This is a genomic window from Mycobacterium sp. SA01, assembly GCF_041287105.1.
In the GTDB taxonomy this organism is placed as follows: Bacteria; Actinomycetota; Actinomycetes; order Mycobacteriales; family Mycobacteriaceae; genus Mycobacterium.
This window is the reverse complement of the sequence record NZ_JBGGNO010000020.1, coordinates 192,115-210,372: the sequence shown is the minus strand read 5'-3', so window position 1 is coordinate 210,372 and position 18,258 is coordinate 192,115. Positions and strand designations below refer to the sequence as shown.

The window sequence follows — 18,258 nt, the reverse complement described above, 5'->3', positions numbered from 1 at the left end:
CTAGCCCAGCGCGCGATCCAGGTCGGCGATCAGATCCTCGGTGCCTTCCAGCCCCACCGAGATCCGCACCACCCCGTCACCGAGCCCGATCGAGGCACGACCCTCCGGCCCCATCGCACGGTGCGTGGTGGTCGCCGGATGAGTGATCAGCGTCTTGGCATCGCCGAGGTTGTTCGAGATGTCGATGACCTGAAGCTTGTCGAGCACCTCGAAGGCGCGGGCCTTGCCGCCGTCCAGTTCGAACGTCACCACCGTGCCGCCGCCGCGCATCTGCCGCTTCGCCAGGTCGAATTGCGGATGTGATTCCAGGAAGGGGTATTTCACCCAGTTGACGCCGGGTTGGGCTTCCAGGAATTCGGCGACGCGTTGCGCGGAGCGATTCGAGTAGTCCACCCGCACCGCCATGGTTTCCAGGCCCTTCAGCAGCACCCAGGCGTTGAACGCGGACAGCGCCGGGCCGGTGTGGCGCATCAGCTTCTGCACCGGACCGTCGATGTAGTCCTTGTCACCGAGGATCGCACCGCCGAGCACCCGGCCCTGACCGTCGATGTGCTTGGTGCCCGAATACACCACCACGTCCACGCCCAGCGGGATGCCCTGCTGCAGCAGCGGGGTGGCAAACACGTTGTCCAGCACAACCTTTGCCCCCGCAGCGTGCGCCATCTCGGAGACCGCCGCGATGTCGACCAGCGACTGCATCGGATTGGAGGGGGTTTCGAAGAAGACGGCCTGCGTCGGCACCGACAGGGCCTCTTCCCATTGCGACAGGTCGTCGCCGTCGACGAAGACGGTCTCCACACCCCAGCGCGGCAGAATCTCGTTGCACACCACGAAGCAGGAGCCGAAAAGGCTGCGCGCGGCCACCAATCGATCGCCGGCACCCAGTAGCGCGCCCAGCGAGGTGAACACCGCGGCCATCCCCGATGCGGTGGCGAATGCCGCAGGCGCACCTTCGATCAGCCGCAGGCGTTCCTCGAACATCGAGATCGTCGGGTTGCCGTAGCGGGAGTAGACGTACCGGTCGATCTCGCCGGTGAACGCCTTCTCAGCCTCGGCGGCTGAGGAGTACACATACCCCGAGGTGAGGTACAGCCCCTCGGCAGTCTCCTCGAACCCCGAGCGCAGCAGACCGCCGCGAACCCCGATGGTCGCCTGGCTGACCCCATCGGGCAGCGGCGCGGGAATCCGGACCGAGGGCACCGGATCAGTCGACTCGGTCATGACTGCTTCCAGGGCAGACCCAGGGCGCGCCAGCCGGTGCTGCCGCGGTGGCCGTCAGCATCCAGCTGGCCCTCGAACCCGTCAAGCATGTTGTAGGAGGGCGCGATTCCCGCGGCGGTCGCCGTCTCGGCTGCGGGGATGGAGCGATTCCCGGAGCGACAGATGAACACCACCGGACGCTCGCCGGCCGTGACGCCGGCAGCGTTCAATTCGGCGACGAAGTCCTCGTTGCGCTGACCGTTGCTGCGGTTCCACTCCACGAACACCACATTGCGGCCCAGGCTGGACAGATCGGGCACACCGACCCAGCGCCATTCGGCGTCGGTACGGCAGTCCACCAGCACCGCCTCAGGGTTCTCGCTGAGCAGCTTCCAGCTCTGCTCAGGGGTGATATCTCCTGCGTAACTCACCCGTCCGATCCTTCCACACCGTTCGAGACGGCCCTCAGACCGGACCGGGCGAGCAGACGGTCCACTCCCCGTTTTCCCGGACGAAGGTCATCGGGGTCTTGAGCTTGGTGTCCGCGGCCTTCTCGAAGTGGTAGACGACGGTGGCGGTGGCCCTATCACCGTCGATCTTCACGTCGGTGACATCGTCGACGTACCGAGCGCCGCGAGCGGCCTTCGACTTCTTTTGGCCGCCAAGAACATCCGCCTCGGCGCCCTGCTGCGCGGCGCAGGTGTACTTGCGAAAGTCCGGGTAGTTGTCGCGCTGCAGCGCGTCGTTCTGCCCGACCGCGGCGCGGCCGACCAGCACGTCCTCACTCATCGGCTTCTTGTCGTCGACCAGCCAGGCGATCCCCACCGCGGCGAGGATCAGTACCGCGACACCCAGCGCGATCAGGATGGGCATCGGGCTGGCGCCGTCGTCCTCGGGTTCGGTCACGGCTGCCACACGCGGTGCAAGGCGGTCGACACCTGGCGAACCCTATCGCGGGCGGCGGTGACATCGGATGCGGTGGCCAAGGCGACTCCCAACCGCAATCGCGCGGCACCCTCGTGCCGGCCCAGCAGGCGCACATCGCTCTCGGGCACGGCCATGGCCTCGGCCAGCACCACCGGGTTGATGTCGGTGCGACCTGCGGTCTCCTCGGCACCGCCGTAGGTGACCTCCGCGGCGCCCGGCGAGATCATGATGGTGTCCACCGGCAGCCCCAGAACCGCTCGGGCATGCAGCTCGAACTCCGACAACCGCTGAGTGCGCAGTGTGACCAGCCCGCTGTCGTAGGGACGCACGCTGACGTCGGAGAAATACACTTCGTCCCCGCGCACCAGCAGCTCCACCCCGAACACGCCGCGGCCGCCGAGCGCCCGCACGATCCGTGCGGCCACCGACTTCGCCGCCCCGAGCGCCGCCAGCGTCATCTGCTGGGGCTGCCAGGACTCCAGCACACCGCCGTCGACCTGGCGATGTCCGATTGGTTCGCAGAAATGCAGGGCCGGACCGGCAGGCCCGTCGGTCCGCACGGTCAGCAAGGTGACGGCGTAGTCGATCTCGACGACGGTCTCGGCCAGCACCCGGTTGTGCGGGACCCGGCCACCCGCTGCGACGGCCCGCTGCCACGCGGGCTCGACGTCGTCGGGGCGCAGCAGCACTGACTGGCCCTGACCCGGCACCCCGATCACCGGCTTGACCACCAGCGGGAAGCCGGCATGGTCGGCGACGGCGGTCAGCTCCGCGACCGACCCGGCGAACCAGAACGGCGCGGTCGGCAAGCCCAACTCGTCGGCCGCGAGCCGGCGCATGCCCTCGCGGTCCAGGCTCAGCTGGGTGGCATACACACCGGGCACCACCTGCGTGGCACCACTGTCGGCGGCCGCCCGGAGCGCGTCGATGGCCACGGCATTGGTGTCGACGACGACGTACTCCGGTTCGACCCGGGCGATGGCGGCGGTCAGCTCGTCGGGATCGGTGATCTTGACGACCAGCGCGTCGTCGGCGACGTCGTGCGCCGGTGCGTCGGCGTAGCGGTCGACGGCGACCACCTCGGCTCCGAGTCGCTGGAACGCCAGCACCAACTCCCGACTCAGCTCACCCGATCCGACCAGCATCACACGCATGATGCCCAAGGATAGGTGGGTTCATCCCCGTGCAGGCCAGTGCCAGGACGGCTCGTCCAGTAGGCCCTGGCCGACGATCGCGGTCTGGCCCTCCTGTTTGGTGAGCTCGATCGCGTTCACGTCGCGCCGACGCCTGCGCAGTGCCTCCACCAACGGGGCGGAGTGGGTGACGACCACGAGCTGCGATCGTTCCGAGGACCGCGCGATGAGTGCGGCCAGCGCGGGCAACAGGTCGGGGTGCAGGCTGGACTCCGGTTCGTTGAGCACGGTCAGCTCGGCCGGTCGCGGCGTCAGCAGCGCGGCAGCCCACAGCAGGTAGCGCAGCGTGCCGTCGGACAGCTCGGCCGCGGTGAGGGCACGCAGCATGCCGGGCTGGCGCAGCGTCACCTCGAACCGGCCTTCGGTGCGGATCTGCACCCTGCTGCCGGGGAACGCGTTATCCACAGCCTCGGCCAGCGCGCCTGCGTCACCGATCTCGGCGATGGTCTGCAGTGCCGCGGCAAGGTCTGCCCCGTCATGGCTCAAAACCATTGTGCGGGTGCCGATCTGGGGCTGGCGCGCGGGTGCGTCAGTATCGGTGCGGACGTGGTCGTAGAACCGCCACGAGCGAACCCGCTCGCGCAATGCCAGCAGTTCGGGCGCCGCCTGCGGGTCGGCGACTTCACTGAGCATGCTGTCGAACGGCCGCAGTGTGGCAGCGGGGTGCCAGCTGTCGTCGGCATCGCGGAGCAGAACGGTGCGCACCGATCGCTGCGCCAGCAGTGCCGAGGGCCGCAGTGTCGCACCGGCCCAGACGGCTTCCGACTTGATCTCGGGGTCGAGGTTGAACGCTGTTTCGGTCTCTTGGGGCAGGCCGAAGTCCACGGCGTAACCGAAGTCCTCGCCGGCGAAGCCGAGCTTCAGGCTCACCGGGCCCGTCTTGCCGGGACCGGCCCACATCGTCGAGCTCAGCCCGCCCTCCCGGGCCAGCGCACTGACCGCGCCGTTGCGCGCAGAGTCGGCCAGCAGCCGCAGCGCGCGGTACAGGCTGGACTTCCCGGCGCCATTCGCACCGGTGACGACATTGAGCCCGCGCAGCGGCACGATCAACCGGCGCAGCGACCGGTAGTTCTCCACGGCGACGGTGTCGAGCACGCCCCCACCTAACCAGGCGGGGACGACAACCGGCTTGGGCAGGAGCGCAGCGACCCGGGAAAGTGGCCTGCGTCAGACCGCGATCGCGACAGGCGTCGGCACGGTGGCCGTCGGCGGCGCCGGCGGCAACGGCTGAACACCGGGCACCGGCGTGTACGGCCACAGGTCCGGCGGGATGATCTGGTTGCCGGTCACCCCGGTCAACCGGGCGATGATCTGCGCCGGAATGTTGACCAGCTGGTAGAGCACCGCACCAACGAATTGGATCGGCAGCTTGAACGGTCCGGTCATGTCCGCGGTGAGTCCGTTGAAGAGCGAGTACACGAAATAGGGAACGAATCCCGCGACGGTCCGCAGGTCCAGGGCGATGTTGGTCGCCACGTCGGGATAGCCGTACATAGCGATCGCGTCGGTCAGCGCCTGGTTGATCCCGTCGAAGCCGGGGACCAGGGGCTTGTAATCACTTCCGGAAAGGTCCATCAGAGGGGAACCGGCCGAATACGACGGCGGCGTCAGTCCGAACAGTGCATCCACGGTGGGGGTGATGTCGATGTTCGAATAGGTGTTGTTGATCGCCCCCGCGGTGAAACCGGCGCCGTTTGCGATCACGAACGTGGTTGTTTCCCATGGCGTTTGGAAGCCGTGTGCCCGCATGTCCGAGCCGAGCCGGATCGTCGGCCACGGCACCTGGCCGTGGTCGGTGGTCACCAGCACGGTCCACTTCTCATCAGGATGCTCAGCGTTCCAGTCGGTGACCGCTTGCATGATCTCGCCGACGTTGTCGTCGACGTTCTTCAGTGCATCCTTGTATTGCTGCGACCCGGCGTCGTACTCGTGCCCGGTGTTGTCGACACCGACGAAGTACGTGAAGTTGAAGCTCGAGACGCCCGCGGTGGTGCCGTTGATCGCGTCGACGGACGCCTGGCCCACCAGGTCGTCGGTGTCCAGCCAGCTGTTGTTGTACTTCGGGAAGAACTTGATCACGTCGGCGGGAATCGAACCGGCCCCGGCGATCTGGGCGATGTTCTCCCAGTCCGCGATCGCGGTGGTCTGGATCGTGGGGTCGGCGGCCTCGAGCTGATTGAAGACCGTCGGCCACTTGTCGTAGGTCCACGGCGTGAAGACATTGTTGAACAGACCCGCCTTCTCACTCCACACGCCGGTCAAGATGCTCGTCCACGACGGGTTGGAGATCGTGGTGTGCCCGACCATGGTCGACGCTGCGGTGGTGCCGGTGGTCATCAGGGCCTGCAGGTTGACGTTGTCGGGGTTGGACAGGATGGCGCTGAGATTCGTTCCGTCGATCCCGATCACCAGCACGTGGGTGGGTGTACCGGCAGCCAGAGTGCTCACCGATCCGCCGTTGCTCGCCGCGGTCGCGGACGCGGTTGCCGTCATCACCAGGCCGCGACGGCTGCGGCCGACCGCGGGCGAGACCGTCGACGAGGCCCCGCCGCCGCCGGAGACCACCGGCGTGATGCCCAGAGTGGACAGGGCCACCGAAAGAGCCTCTGCCGCTGGGCTCGCCGACTTGCGAACCCCCGCTGCGGGCTTACGAACCGCCGACGACTTCACGGGTTGACTCACCGCACCCGCGGTAGCCGAACGATGGCGGGCCTTCGGCCCCGCGCTGGGTGTGCTTGCCTTCGACGAGCCGGCCGACGGGCCCGCCGAGGAATCCGGCGAATCGGCGTAGGCGACCGCGGTCGCGACCGTTGACCCCAGACCGAAGATTCCTGCCGCCGCGACGCCGACGCAGAGTTGTTTGGTTCGCTTCATCGCGCAATCACTCGATTCCCCAAGACCCGTTAGACGCCAATAGCTTTGCCTACTTCACCATGGGCCGCAGCAAAGTCGGCAAAAATGACGCGGCCGCCAGGTGGACCGGCTATGAATTCAGATCTGCGCGGAAGTCCGACATCGCCGCCAGTACCGCGGTGAACACTCGATGGGCCGCTTCGAGATCAGAGTCGGGTATCTCGTCCAGGGCGCGGTGGGTGTGGGTGGCCAGCGGCGTGAAGAACGCCCGGCCCACCTCGATGCCGTGGTCGGCGTAGCGAAGAAGCACCTTGCGCCGGTCCGTCGGGTCGGAGTCGCGCCGAAGGTGCCCGGACTCGATCATCCGCTCGACCAGGTAGGTGATCGCCGCACCCGAGAGTCCCATCCGGGCGCGCAACTCCCCCGCGGTCAGTGGCGTGCCGGCGTTCTCGGCCACCATCACATGCACCAATGCGCGGAAATCGTTGGCGGACAACTGGTGGGTACCGGCGAATGCCCGGCCGATCTGATCCGATTCGGCCGACAGCGCCTGGACGTCGGCGACCACGGCGGCCTCCAGGGCGGGCCGGCCGGAGGGATCCATGCCACCAGAGTATCTGTTAAGTAGATGAAATGTTAAGAAAATGAAGCTATGTTGGTGTCATGCACCGAGGACTCGAGGGCCGGCGACCCGTCTGGGACCGCGTCGGCGAGCTTGTCAGCAAGCGATTTTCCTGGCTGTTGGCGCTGATCATCGCGGTGATCGGCGGCGGACTGATGGGCGTCCTCGGGCAAGGCTCGTCGGCCGATCAGTCACCGGTGGCCCTTCCTCCCAGCGCGGAATCCGCCAAGGCCGCTGCCTTGCTCACGGAGTTCCCCGGGGGTGGGGCGGCGCCGGTGATCCTCGTCGTCACGCGCACCGACGGCGAGGCGCTCACCCCTGCCGACCTGGCCGCCGCTGACGCGGCCCGCGGACGGATGGTCGCCGCAACCGGCACGGGCGGTCCCCCGATTCCGGTCACCGCATCCGAGGACGGCAAGGCCGCCCTCGCGCCGGTGCCGATTGACTCCACGCTGTCCGGCTTCGCGCTCAACGACGAAGTCAAATCGCTGCGAGAGGCGGCCAAGTCGGGGCTGCCCGGCGACCTGACGACCAACGTCACCGGCGGACCGGCATTCGGCGCCGACATCGCGAATGCGTTCTCCGGCGCGAACATCACCCTGCTGGCCGTCACCGGTGCGGTGGTCGCGCTGCTGCTGATCATCACCTACCGATCGCCGGTGCTGTGGCTGGTGCCTCTTCTCGTCATCGCGTTCGCCGACCGGGTGGCCGCGGTGCTGGGGTCGGCGATCGCCGAAGGCACCGGGATGACCGCCGACGGGTCGACCTCGGGCATCACCAGCGTGTTGGTGTTCGGTGCCGGGACGAACTATGCGCTGCTGTTGATTTCGCGCTATCGGGAGGAATTGCGTTCGACGGAGGACCATCGGGCGGCGCTGCGCACCGCGGTCCGGTTCGCCGGGCCCGCGATCGCGGCCAGCAATGCCACGGTGGTGCTGGCCCTGCTGACCCTGTTGTTCGCGTCGTCACCGAGCACCCGCAGCCTCGGAGTGCAGGCCGCCTCCGGTCTGGTGGTCGCAGCCGTGTTCGTGCTGCTGATGCTGCCGCCGTTGCTGGCGCTGTGCGGCCCGAAGCTGTTCTGGCCGTTCATCCCTCGCACCGGCGGCGAACAGATCACCGCCACCGGCGCCTGGCACCGGGTCGCGGACTGGGTGTCCAACCATGCCGGTCGGGTCACCGTCGCCTCCACGGCTGTGCTGATCGTGCTGGCGACCGGCTTGCTGGCCACCCCGGTGGGCCTCAACCAGATCGACCAGTTCCGGGTCAGCGCCGACTCGGTGGCCGGATACCGGACACTGTCGGCGCACTTCCCCAGCGGCTTGACCGACCCGACGCGGATTATCGGTCACAGCGACGCGGGCGCCGCGCTGGAGGAGGCCATCCGGAGCACACCGGGCGTCATCTCGGTCAATCCGGCAGGCAACTCAGCCAGCGGCCTCAGTCAATGGCAGGTCGTGCTCGCGGCCGAGCCTGCCTCCGATGCATCATTCGATACCATTGCTGCCCTTCGTAATTCAGTCCACCGAGCTGACCCCGGGGCGCTGGTGGGTGGATCGGATGCGCAGGCATTGGACGCCAAGAACGCGGCGGTCCACGACCGGTGGGTGGTGATCCCGGCGATCCTGATCGTCGTTCTCGCGGTGCTGTACATCCTGCTACGAGCGGCACTGGCGCCGCTGATTCTGGTCGCCGCCACCGTGCTGTCCACCATGGCCGCGCTCGGTCTTGGCGGCTGGGTCAGCGTGCACCTGCTCGGCTTTCCCGCGCTGGACAACACCACCCCCCTGTTCGCGTTCCTGTTCTTGGTCGCCCTCGGCGTGGACTACACGATCTTCCTGGTCACCCGTGCCCGCGAGGAAACCCCGCAGCACGGCACCCGCGGTGGGATCGTGCGGGCGGTCTCGGCGACGGGCGCGGTCATCACCAGCGCCGGCATCGTGCTGGCGGCGGTGTTCACCGTGCTGGGCGTGCTGCCGCTGATCGTGCTCACGCAGCTGGGGATCATCGTCGGCCTTGGCATCCTGCTGGACACCTTCGTGGTTCGTACGGTGGTGATCCCGGCGCTGTTCACCCTGATCGGCCCGGCGATCTGGTGGCCGGCGTTCTCTCGCGCGGAGATCGAACCCGCCGAACGCGCGTAACGTCGTGGCATGACATCTGCCGCCGCACTGCCACCACTGCATATGCGGCGCAACGGGTTCGATCCCACCCCGGAATTGCGCGATATCCGTGACGGCAGCGGAGTGGTCACCGCCGTCAACGCGTTCGGCATGCAGGTGTACCTGATCACCCGCTATGACGACGTCCGGGCGGTGCTGTCCGATCACGAGCGCTTCGCCAACGGACGGCCGCCCGGCTTCGTGTTGCCCGGTGCACCGCAGCTGCCCGAGGATGAGCAGGCCAACGCCCGCGCCGGCAACCTGCTCGGCCTCGACCCACCCGAGCACACCCGGCTGCGTCGGATGCTGACCGGCGAGTTCACCGTGCGCCGGATGAAAGCGCTCGAACCGCGCATCGTCGAGATCGTCGAATCACGACTGGATGCGCTCGAGACTGCCGGTGCGCCAGCCGATCTGGTGGCCGAGTTCGCGCTGCCGATCCCGTCGCTGGTCATCTGCGAGCTGCTCGGCGTGCCGTATGGCGACCGGGACGATTTCCAGCGGCGCAGCGCCCGCCAGCTTGACTTGTCCCTTCCGATTCCCGAACGCCTGGAGCTGGCGCGCCAAGGTCGCGAGTACATGGGCACGCTGGTGGCCGCGGCCCGGCGCACACCCCGCGACGACATGCTCGGCATGCTGGTGCGCGACCACGGCGCCGAGCTCAGCGACAACGAGCTGATCGGCATCGCCGGCCTGCTGCTGCTCGCCGGCCACGAGACCACGTCGAACATGCTGGGATTGGGCACCCTGGCGCTGTTGCGCCACCCCGATCAGCTCGCCGCCGTCCGGGACAATCCGCATGCGGTCGCCCCCGCCGTCGAGGAGCTACTGCGCTGGCTGTCGATCGTGCACAGCAGCATCCCCCGCCTGGCCACCACTGACACCGAGGTCGCCGGCGTTGCGATCCCGGCCGGCAGCCTGGTGCTGGCGTCATTGGCGTCCGGCAACCGGGACGCAGCCTTCGTCGACGATCCAGACGTATTGGACATCAGACGAGACATCGTGAGCCACTTGGCATTCGGTCATGGGGTGCACCATTGTCTCGGCGCGCCGCTGGCTCGGATGGAGATGCGCATCGCGTTCCCGGCGCTGCTGCGCCGCTTCCCGGCACTGGCATGCGCCGAGCCGTTCGACGACGTCGAGTTCAGGCCGTTCCACTTCATCTACGGATTGCGGTCGTTGGCAGTCGCCTGGTGATCCTCGAACACGCCCGCGCGAGCGAGCAACAGAAGACTCACCACCAGCACCCAGATCGGGAAGCTCAGCGTGAGCCACATACTGACGTCACTGGCGATCAACAGGGCCACCGCGAGCAGATAGCTGACATACACCAGCCAGCGCGGCATCAGGTGGGTGCGCAGCCAGATCGTGGCCAGCGAAATCATGAAGACCGCAGCCATTCGCAACGCATAGGTCTTCGACAAGGTCAGCACCACCATCTGCCCGAACAACGCCACTTCGCTCGTGCCCATCAGCTCGTGCCCCAACGCGCTGTTACCGGCGGCCAGACCCGCTCCGATCGCGCTCGTCACGAACATCATGGCCAGGAACAGCAGCCCACTGCCGAGGAACACCGTGGCGAAGAACCGGTCTTCGAGCCGGCCAAGGCCGTCGCGCACGACGCCGATGAACCACAGGAAGCTGATCCCTGCGAACGGCATCAACACCGCCGCGATCTTCATCTTGCCGCCGGCGGCGTCCAGCCACTGCGAACCGGGCTGCGCCCCCTCGGGCAGCGACGAGCGGATCAGGATCAGATTGGCGCCGAACAACAACGCGAACGCGACCCCGGCTGCCGCGGCAGCCCGCGGCGTGGTCAGGCTTTTCAGGGTTGACGAGCGCTTGGTGCCGATGTCGGAGCGATCCACGCCGTCATCGTGACAGACGTCAGGGCTGCCCGGGCAGTAGACGCACCATCAATCCGTGCGCTTCCGCGCAGAGCGTGCCGTCCGGATCTCGCATCTCGGCGTTGACGAAGGCCTTGCGACCCTCGGCTTCCCGGAGCCAGCCGCGCACCGTGAGCTCGGTGTCGATCGGGGTGACGCTGCGGTAGTCGACGTGCAGGAACGCGGTGCGGCTGATCGGGCGCCCGGTCGCGTGAATGACCATCCCGAACACCGAGTCGAACGTCAATGGCAGCACGCCGCCGTGCACGGCGTAGTTGCCACCGACGTGAAACCGGCTGAATCGAACCGTCAATTCGACTGCCTCGGAATCGAATTGGGTGACCCGGTAGGGCGGCATCAGCAGGCTGCCCGCACCGGGCAGGCTGGGCACCCGGTTGGCCGGCCCGACCCCTTCAGCGGCTTCGAATGGCCCGAGTAGCGCGACCAGTTGATCGGCGAGGTCGGCAGCCGCGGTCCAGGTGTCCGGATCCGGGTCGGCCGAGACCGCAAGGTCCTGCGCCCGTCGCATCGCGGTCAGGAACCGGCCGAAACCTTCACCGGGCCGGGCGACTTCGAATTTCGGGAAGCCGCCGTGCTTGTAGTAATCGGGGTCGAGTTCGTATTCGTCTCGATCGGTCATCGGGGGGCCAGCACGTCGCGGCGCACGATCGTCTGGTCCCGTCCCGGTCCGACCCCGATGCACGAAACATAGGCTCCGGCAAGCTCTTCCAGCCGCAACACGTAGTCCTGCGCCTTGGCGGGCAAATCCTCGAATTCGCGGGCGCCGGAGATGTCCTCCCACCAGCCGGGCAGTTCCTCGTAGACCGGTTCGGCGCGGGCGATGTCACTCTGGGTCATCGGCATCTCGTCGGTGCGCTTGCCGTCGACCGTGTAGCCCACGCAGATCGGCACCGTCTCCAGGCTGGACAGCACGTCGAGCTTGGTCAGGAAGTAGTCGGTGATGCCGTTGACCCGGGTCGCGTAGCGGGCGATCACCGCGTCGAACCAGCCGCAGCGGCGCGCCCGGCCCGTGGTGACGCCGACCTCGCCGCCGGTCTTGGACAGGTATGCGCCGTTCTCGTCGAACAGCTCGGTGGGGAACGGCCCCGATCCGACCCGGGTGGTGTAGGCCTTCAGGATCCCGAGCACGGTGGTGATCCGGGTGGGGCCGATGCCGGAGCCGACCGCGGCGCCGCCGGCGGTGGGGTTCGACGACGTGACGTACGGGTACGTGCCGTGATCGACGTCGAGCAGCGTGCCCTGAGAGCCCTCCAGCAGCACCGTCTCGCCGGACTCCAGCGCGGTGTTGAGCTGCAGACGGGTGTCGGCGATGCGGTGCTTGAAGCCGTCGGCCTGGGCCAGCAGCGTCTCGAGCACCTCCTCGGCGTCGAGCGCCTTGCGGTTGTAAATCTTGACCAGCACCTGGTTCTTGAGCTCGAGGGAGGCCTCGATCTTGGCGGCCAGCAGGTCGCGGTCCAGGACGTCGGCGACGCGGATCCCCATCCGGGCGATCTTGTCCTGATAGCAGGGCCCGATGCCTCGGCCCGTGGTGCCGATCTTCTTGCTGCCCATGTAGCGCTCGGTGACCTTGTCGATCGCCACGTGATACGGCATCAGCAGATGCGCGTCCGCCGAGATCAGCAGGCCTGAGGTGTCGACGCCACGATCCTCGAGCCCGGCGAGCTCGCCCAGCAGCACGCCCGGGTCGACGACCACACCGTTGCCGATGACGTTGGTGACGCCGGGGGTGAGGATGCCCGACGGGATGAGGTGCAAGGCGAAGTTTTCGCCTGTCGGCAGTACGACGGTGTGGCCGGCGTTGTTACCGCCTTGGTAGCGCACCACCCACTGCACGCGTCCACCGAGCAGATCGGTGGCTTTTCCTTTGCCCTCGTCACCCCACTGGGCGCCGATGAGGACGATTGCCGGCATGGTATTTCTCCTGCTTATTGTGGTGCAGCCGGTGACCTACCCTATCGGAGCGCAGCACGAGGAGTGTCGTTGACCAACACCACGATCACCGTGTTGCGTTTCGGGGGCCGCCGGCTGCCCCGCGCGCTGGCGTCCCTGAACCACCATGACGGCGACGATCCGGCCGGAATCGACGCCGCCGTCGCGGGGGCGTCGAGGGTGATCGTGGTGGGCTCGACGGCCGACCTGGCGGCGGTGCTGACCCGGCTGATGCGCCTCGACCGCCTCGACGTGGAGGTCGCCACGGTGTCGCGGTGGCGCGGCACCCGGCGCGCATTGACCGGTGTCGCACAACGCATTCCGCTGATCCGTGACGAGACCGGCACAGCGTTGACGGACGCCGCGTACTGGCTGCCGCCCGGCGAGGGGCAGGTGATCCGGGGCGAAGCCGTCGTCGATGACCAGGTGCTCTTCGACGGCGAGGTGACCGCGGTGCGGGTTGAGCCGATGGCCGTGATGCCCGGGCTGCGGGCGGCGGTGCTGACCGGCCGGATGCGTCCGCGGCGCTGGCTGACCGGACGCGCCGTCCAACTCGGCACCACCGGCGCCCGGGTGGTTCGCGACGGGTCGTTGATGCCGAGAGAGGTGAAGCGCTCGGCCTTCTACCGGCACACCACGGGGTGGCTGCGCGTCTCGTGAGGACCAGGTCGCGGCGGTGTCTCCGGTAGTTTCGTGAGGTGAGCGTTCGCCCGCTGCGCCAATCGGTGCGGCCCAGCCCCGTCTTCCTGGTGATCGTCGCGATCACGGTTGCCGGCGGGGTGCTGGCCTGGCTGGCCGCCGAAACCGTGCGGCCGCTGGCCTACGTCGGGGTGTTCATCTTCGTCATCGCCGGCTGGGTGGTGTCGCTGTGCCTGCATGAATTCGGCCACGCCTACACGGCCTGGCGCTTCGGCGACCATGACGTCGCGATCCGCGGCTACCTCACCCTCAACCCGTTGAAGTACACCAGCCCGCTGCTGTCGCTGGCTCTTCCGCTGCTGTTCATCGCGCTCGGCGGCATCGGACTGCCGGGCGGCGCGGTCTACGTCCGCACCTTCTTCATGACGCCACGGCAGCGCACCCTGGTCAGCCTGGCCGGACCCGCAGCCAATCTGCTGCTGGCCGTCGTGCTGCTGGCGGCCACCCGAATGTTCTACGACCCGGCCCACGGCGTGTTCTGGTCGGCGGTGGCGTTTCTGGGCTTCCTGCAGATCACCGCATTGTTGTTGAACCTGCTGCCGATCCCGGGCCTGGACGGTTACGGCGCGCTCGAGCCGCACCTGAGCCCCGAAACGCAACGCGCGGTGGCCCCGGCCAAGCAGTTCGGGTTCTTGTTCCTGCTGGTTCTCCTGCTGGCCCCGGCCGCGAATCGATGGTTCTTCTCGGTGGTGTTCTGGTTCTTCGACCTGTCCGGAGTGCCCGGCGGTCTGGCGGCTATCGGGTCACAGCTGACCCGGTTCTGGTCTGCCTGGGTCTGATCTCAGGCACCAAGACGGGGGGCAGCGATCCCCTCCGTCGTTGCCCCCCGGCTCGGTCCATCCCCCGGATTGGCACCCTCAATTTATCCAGGGAAACGACCGCTCGGCAGCGACTTGGCAAGAAATTTCCCGGAGCGTCAGTTTCGCGACATCCGGCTGATCCGCGAGTCGTAGAACCGGCGGACCTCCCCGTCCCCGTCGAGCATCCGGTGGTCTGCACCGAGCATGCTCATCGCCGCGGCACGGGCCCGGGCCGGCAGCAGACCGTACATCGCCGTCAGGGGTCCGAGCCTGCGCGGGACGTACACCGACCGCCTGCGGTGGCGCACCGCGTCCACAATCGCGTCGGCGACGACGTCGGGCCCGCACGTCCGCATCAGCCAGTGGTCAGAGAGCCCCGCGGACAGCTCGGTCCTGACCATTCCCGGGTAGATCGTGGTGAACGTGATCCCGGTTGCGGCCGCTTCGAGCGCGACCGCCTCGGTGAAGCCGGCGACCGCGAATTTCGTCGCGGTGTACGTCGACACTCCTCCGAAGCCCATGCGGCCCGCCGCGGACGCGACATTGACGATCTGACCAGACCGACGCGGGCCCATCCGCTCCATCGCCAGCTGCGTCCCGTAGATGACCCCGGCGACGTTGATGGCCAATTGCCGCTGGATGGACTCCGCAGTCTCGTCGACCACGGGTGTCACCGGCATGATCCCGGCATTGTTGACCACGACGTCGATGGGGCCGAGAGCGGCGGTCAGGGAGTCCAGGAATCCGGCGAAGCTGGCCCGGTCGGTGACGTCGACCTCGCCCCACCAGCATCCGATCGCGGCTGCCGTCAGCTCCGACTGTTGGACATCGACATCGCCGATGGCCACCTTCGCCCCGGCCTTGACGAAGGCTGACGCCGTCGCCGCTCCGATTCCGCGGGCGCCGCCGGTCACCACCACCACGCGGTCCCTCAGGTTTGTCGGTGCCATGTGTCGTCCCTCATCTCCATCCCAATCGGCGCCGCACACCGCGTGCTCCGATCAATCGCGAAACCCGACGCATGATCGCTCGGCGCAACGGCGTGTACGGGTACCAGGTGAGTTCGCGGGTGAACCCCACCCGGGCGGCGACGATCGCCTGCGGCCTGCAGAATTTCGACACGGCGTCACTGCCTCCGCGCGCTCCGAGGCCGGATTCTTTCCATCCGGCTTGCGGCAACGCCAGCGTGAACAAGTTGGCGAAGACGTCGTTGATGTTGACGGCGCCTGCGTCAATCCGCCGGGCGATGCGTTCCGCGCGACTCCGGTCACCGCTGAACACCACCGCCGACAGGCCGTACCGAGAATCGTTGGCCAGCCGGACGGCTTCGTCCTCGTCGGTGACGCGCACGACGGGTAACAACGGGCCGAAGGTTTCCTCCGTCATGCACAACATGTCGTGGTCGGTACCGGTGAGCACAGTGGGTCCTTCGCAGTCATCTCCGCCCACCAGCAGGGTTGCCCCGCCGGCGAGTGCGTCGCCGACGTGGCGCCGAACCACGCGGGCCTGAGCTGGGTTGGTGAACCGGCCGATATCGATTCCGGCGCGAAGTTCGGCCACCTTGGCCCCCACCTGTGCGACGAACTCGTCGTAAACCGCCGATTCGACGTAGACCCGTTCGACGGACACACACATCTGGCCGTAGTTGGCCATCGCTCCCCACACCGCGGCGTTGGCCGCCCGCGTCACGTCCGCGTCGTCGAGCACGATCATCGCGTCTTTACCGCCGAGCTCCAGCGCGCAGGGCACCATACGCTCCGCTGCCAGTTTCGCGATCGTGCGACCGGTTGGCGCGGACCCAGTGAATTGGATGAAGTCGGCGGTCGCCGCGACCGCGCTACCCTCCTGGGCGCCGCCGCACACCACATCGAGAACCTGCGGTGCACCGATCTCCACCCAGCCGGCTATCGCCGCCGACACCGCTGACGGGGTCAGCTCCGAAGGCTTGACCACGACCGCGCACCCGGCCAGAAGTGCCGGTACCGCGTCAAGCAGGGATAGGCCGAGCGGAAAGTTCCATGGCGTGATGACACCGACCACCGAATACGGCCTTTGAACAATCAACTGCCGCTTGGTTATTGCCAGCATCCCATGAGGTCGCGGCCGACGGTCGGCCAGTAGCCGCGGTGCACGCCTGCTGTGGTAGTTGATCGCCTCGATGACGTACGGGATCTCGAGGCCGGCCTCGGTGGCGGGCTTGCCGGTCTCCTGGATGAGCAGATCTTCGAGATGGGCCTGGTTGTCCCACAACCAATCACGATACTGAGACAGCCATTGCACCCGGCTCGATACGGGTAGCTCTGCCCAGGCAGGTTGCCGGGCCCGCAACTCCGATACGACGTCACCCACCGAGTTGAGGGCGTCGGTCACTCGACGGCCCTGCCAATCAAGTCTTTCTTGAGCACTTTGCCCGTCTCATTGCGCGGCAACGCATCGACGAAGATGACGTCTCGCGGTACCTTGTGGCGCGCCAGCCGATTTCGCACGTAGGTCCGAAGTGCATCGGCCTCAACGGGCGCACTACCACGCAGGACGACAAAAGCACATAGGCGCTGGCCGAAATCAGCGTCCGGCATCCCGACGACCGCGGCCTCCGCAACGGACGGATGCTCGCCCAGCAGATTCTCCACCTCGATGGGATAGACGTTCTCTCCCCCGGACACGATCATGTCGTCGTCGCGACCATCGACGAACCACAGGCCGCGATCATCGAAATGCCCGGTGTCGCCGGAGGACATCATGCCGTCGAGTACCCGCTTGCTGCCGCCGTCCGTATAGCCCGAAAAGCTCAGCCCGCTCGACACATACAACGTTCCGGTCCGACCCGGCTCACTGATTCTCCGATCGTCGGCATCGTAGGCAGCGATCCGGCAGCCGACCGGTGGACGCCCCACCGTACCCGGTGCGACCCGCAGTTCGGCCGGGGTCGCGACAGCGGCGGTGGCCACCTCGGTAGAGCCGTACAGGTTGTAGAGCACGTCGCCGAACGTGTCCGTGGTCCGGCGGCACAACTCCGGCGACAGGGCGGATCCGGCGGCGAAGATGACCCGTAGCGTCGACGTGTCGTAGCGGCCGAGTACGTCACCCCCCAGGTCGAGGATCCGGTTGAGCATGGTGGGAACCAGCACCAGGGCGTCGATGCGATGGCGTTGGATCAAGGTGAGTGCAGACAACGGGTCAAACCGACTCGCCAAGACAATGCGACTACCCAAGGCCAATCCGACTGTTGCCGTGGCCAGTCCGGTCGCGTGAAACAGTGGCGCCGCCACCAGATAGCACCCGTTGGCAGGCCACGGCACCCGGTCGAGCAGCTGCGCGGACTGCAGCGGACTGATCCGATCTCGCGGCGCACCCTTGGGAACACCGGTCGTCCCGCTGGTGAGCAACACCAGACCGCCCGGACGGTCAGGAGGCGGCAACGGGTCACTGGATTCACCCGTGGCCAGATCATCGAGTGTCGGCCGATCCTGCTGCCCCTCGGCCCAATTGATCACCACGTCGATGTCATCGGGCAGGGCACCGAGCGTCTCGGTGAACTCCTGATCCGCGAGCACAACCCGGACATGCTCGCGACGGCACACGTCGCGCAGTTGCGGGCCGGCGAACCCTGTATTCAGCAACACCGTTCGGACGCCGGCCTTTCCGGCCGCCGCCAGGGCCACCAGAAGGCCGCGATGTCCGCGGTTGAGCAGGCCGATCACTGGATCGCCGCCGGCCAGTCGGTGCAACAGCGATCGTGCGACAGCGTTCGACAGCTCGTCGAGTTCCCGAAACGTCAGCGTTCCATGCTCATCGGTGAGCGCGGGCGAGTCGGCGTAACGAGCCGCCGTGTAGGTGACCAGACCTCCAAAAGACCCGTAGCGCCGAAGTGCACGTGCGGCAGTCAGCATGCCTGCCGGATCGGCCAGATCGATCATTCCCCGGCGCTGCAGCACTGCGACCCCGCGAAGCACATTCACCAGTGGAATG

The 18,258-nt window shown here is 67.4% G+C and carries 17 protein-coding genes; 4 read left to right on the top strand and 13 right to left on the bottom strand.

The window, feature by feature from the left end; translation table 11 throughout:
• The 7 genes from AB4879_RS20150 to AB4879_RS20120 form a co-directional block, all read right to left on the bottom strand.
• Entirely contained in the window at positions 1-1,221 is a 1,221-nt protein-coding gene (locus AB4879_RS20150; RefSeq protein WP_370509001.1) for an O-succinylhomoserine sulfhydrylase, read from the bottom strand.
• Entirely contained in the window at positions 1,218-1,631 is a 414-nt protein-coding gene (locus AB4879_RS20145; protein WP_102805156.1) for a rhodanese-like domain-containing protein, read from the bottom strand. The genes AB4879_RS20150 and AB4879_RS20145 overlap by 4 nt, the downstream gene beginning before the upstream one ends.
• A 34-nt stretch (positions 1,632-1,665) precedes the next feature.
• Complete coding sequence (locus AB4879_RS20140; RefSeq protein ID WP_370509000.1) at positions 1,666-2,106, bottom strand: lumazine-binding protein; 441 nt, start codon at positions 2,104-2,106, stop codon at positions 1,666-1,668.
• Positions 2,103-3,281 carry a formate-dependent phosphoribosylglycinamide formyltransferase gene (gene purT / locus AB4879_RS20135; RefSeq protein WP_102805155.1) on the bottom strand — a complete coding sequence of 393 codons (1,179 nt, stop codon included), beginning with the start codon at positions 3,279-3,281 and terminating at the stop codon, positions 2,103-2,105. Before purT ends, AB4879_RS20140 begins: the two co-directional genes overlap by 4 nt.
• Positions 3,282-3,302: 21 nt before the next feature.
• On the bottom strand, positions 3,303-4,415 hold the full coding sequence (locus AB4879_RS20130) for an AAA family ATPase (protein WP_370508999.1): 1,113 nt from the start codon (positions 4,413-4,415) through the stop codon (positions 3,303-3,305).
• Positions 4,416-4,487: 72 nt separating this feature from the next.
• Positions 4,488-6,194, bottom strand: coding sequence for an alkaline phosphatase family protein (locus AB4879_RS20125; RefSeq protein ID WP_370508998.1), 1,707 nt, complete (start codon positions 6,192-6,194; stop codon positions 4,488-4,490).
• Between the two features lie 109 nt (positions 6,195-6,303).
• Positions 6,304-6,777, bottom strand: a complete 474-nt coding sequence (locus AB4879_RS20120; RefSeq protein ID WP_102805152.1) for a MarR family winged helix-turn-helix transcriptional regulator — start codon at positions 6,775-6,777, stop codon at positions 6,304-6,306.
• 59 nt (positions 6,778-6,836) lie between these two features.
• Here AB4879_RS20120 and AB4879_RS20115 point away from each other — a divergent pair, with 59 nt between their 5' ends.
• Both AB4879_RS20115 and AB4879_RS20110 read left to right on the top strand, forming a co-directional pair.
• Positions 6,837-8,936 carry an MMPL family transporter gene (locus AB4879_RS20115; RefSeq protein WP_370508997.1) on the top strand — a complete coding sequence of 700 codons (2,100 nt, stop codon included), beginning with the start codon at positions 6,837-6,839 and terminating at the stop codon, positions 8,934-8,936.
• Between the two features lie 9 nt (positions 8,937-8,945).
• Positions 8,946-10,151: a cytochrome P450 gene (locus tag AB4879_RS20110; protein ID WP_370508996.1), complete on the top strand. Its 1,206-nt coding sequence runs from the start codon at positions 8,946-8,948 to the stop codon at positions 10,149-10,151.
• On the opposite strand, the gene AB4879_RS20105 is transcribed toward AB4879_RS20110, so the two are convergent.
• From AB4879_RS20105 to AB4879_RS20095, 3 genes are read right to left on the bottom strand one after another with little or no spacing between them, the layout of a single operon-like run.
• Positions 10,118-10,822, bottom strand: a complete 705-nt coding sequence (locus AB4879_RS20105; RefSeq protein ID WP_370508995.1) for a hypothetical protein — start codon at positions 10,820-10,822, stop codon at positions 10,118-10,120. The two genes, AB4879_RS20110 and AB4879_RS20105, sit on opposite strands and share 34 nt — an antisense overlap.
• Before the next feature lie 19 nt (positions 10,823-10,841).
• Entirely contained in the window at positions 10,842-11,480 is a 639-nt protein-coding gene (locus tag AB4879_RS20100) for a PaaI family thioesterase (protein WP_370508994.1), read from the bottom strand.
• The gene (locus AB4879_RS20095) at positions 11,477-12,772 is read right to left on the bottom strand and encodes an adenylosuccinate synthase (RefSeq protein WP_370508993.1); all 1,296 of its coding nucleotides are present in this window, start codon (positions 12,770-12,772) and stop codon (positions 11,477-11,479) included. Before AB4879_RS20095 ends, AB4879_RS20100 begins: the two co-directional genes overlap by 4 nt.
• 69 nt (positions 12,773-12,841) lie before the next feature.
• On the opposite strand from AB4879_RS20095, the gene AB4879_RS20090 reads away from it, so the two are divergent.
• Together AB4879_RS20090 and AB4879_RS20085 are read left to right on the top strand one after the other, a co-directional pair.
• Positions 12,842-13,450 carry a peptidase M50 gene (locus tag AB4879_RS20090; RefSeq protein ID WP_370508992.1) on the top strand — a complete coding sequence of 203 codons (609 nt, stop codon included), beginning with the start codon at positions 12,842-12,844 and terminating at the stop codon, positions 13,448-13,450.
• A 38-nt stretch (positions 13,451-13,488) separates the two neighbouring features.
• Complete coding sequence (locus AB4879_RS20085; protein ID WP_102805148.1) at positions 13,489-14,268, top strand: site-2 protease family protein; 780 nt, start codon at positions 13,489-13,491, stop codon at positions 14,266-14,268.
• A 137-nt stretch (positions 14,269-14,405) separates the two neighbouring features.
• On the opposite strand, the gene AB4879_RS20080 is transcribed toward AB4879_RS20085, so the two are convergent.
• The 3 genes from AB4879_RS20080 to AB4879_RS20070 are packed head-to-tail and all read right to left on the bottom strand — an operon-like array spanning position 14,406 to position 18,248.
• Positions 14,406-15,239, bottom strand: a complete 834-nt coding sequence (locus tag AB4879_RS20080; RefSeq protein WP_370508991.1) for an SDR family oxidoreductase — start codon at positions 15,237-15,239, stop codon at positions 14,406-14,408.
• 10 nt (positions 15,240-15,249) lie between these two features.
• Entirely contained in the window at positions 15,250-16,659 is a 1,410-nt protein-coding gene (locus tag AB4879_RS20075) for an aldehyde dehydrogenase family protein (RefSeq protein WP_370508990.1), read from the bottom strand.
• On the bottom strand, positions 16,656-18,248 hold the full coding sequence (locus tag AB4879_RS20070; protein WP_370508989.1) for an AMP-binding protein: 1,593 nt from the start codon (positions 18,246-18,248) through the stop codon (positions 16,656-16,658). Before AB4879_RS20070 ends, AB4879_RS20075 begins: the two co-directional genes overlap by 4 nt.
• Between the last annotated feature and the right edge of the window lie 10 nt (positions 18,249-18,258).

Coding starts and splice junctions, on each gene's coding strand:
- AB4879_RS20080 (WP_370508991.1), bottom strand. CDS start 15,239: ATGGCACCGACAAACCTGAGGGACCGCGTGGTGGTGGTGACCGGCGGC.
- AB4879_RS20115 (WP_370508997.1), top strand. CDS start 6,837: ATGCACCGAGGACTCGAGGGCCGGCGACCCGTCTGGGACCGCGTCGGC.
- AB4879_RS20150 (WP_370509001.1), bottom strand. CDS start 1,221: ATGACCGAGTCGACTGATCCGGTGCCCTCGGTCCGGATTCCCGCGCCG.
- AB4879_RS20095 (WP_370508993.1), bottom strand. CDS start 12,772: ATGCCGGCAATCGTCCTCATCGGCGCCCAGTGGGGTGACGAGGGCAAA.
- AB4879_RS20100 (WP_370508994.1), bottom strand. CDS start 11,480: ATGACCGATCGAGACGAATACGAACTCGACCCCGATTACTACAAGCAC.
- AB4879_RS20110 (WP_370508996.1), top strand. CDS start 8,946: ATGACATCTGCCGCCGCACTGCCACCACTGCATATGCGGCGCAACGGG.
- purT (WP_102805155.1), bottom strand. CDS start 3,281: ATGCGTGTGATGCTGGTCGGATCGGGTGAGCTGAGTCGGGAGTTGGTG.
- AB4879_RS20125 (WP_370508998.1), bottom strand. CDS start 6,194: ATGAAGCGAACCAAACAACTCTGCGTCGGCGTCGCGGCGGCAGGAATC.
- AB4879_RS20120 (WP_102805152.1), bottom strand. CDS start 6,777: ATGGATCCCTCCGGCCGGCCCGCCCTGGAGGCCGCCGTGGTCGCCGAC.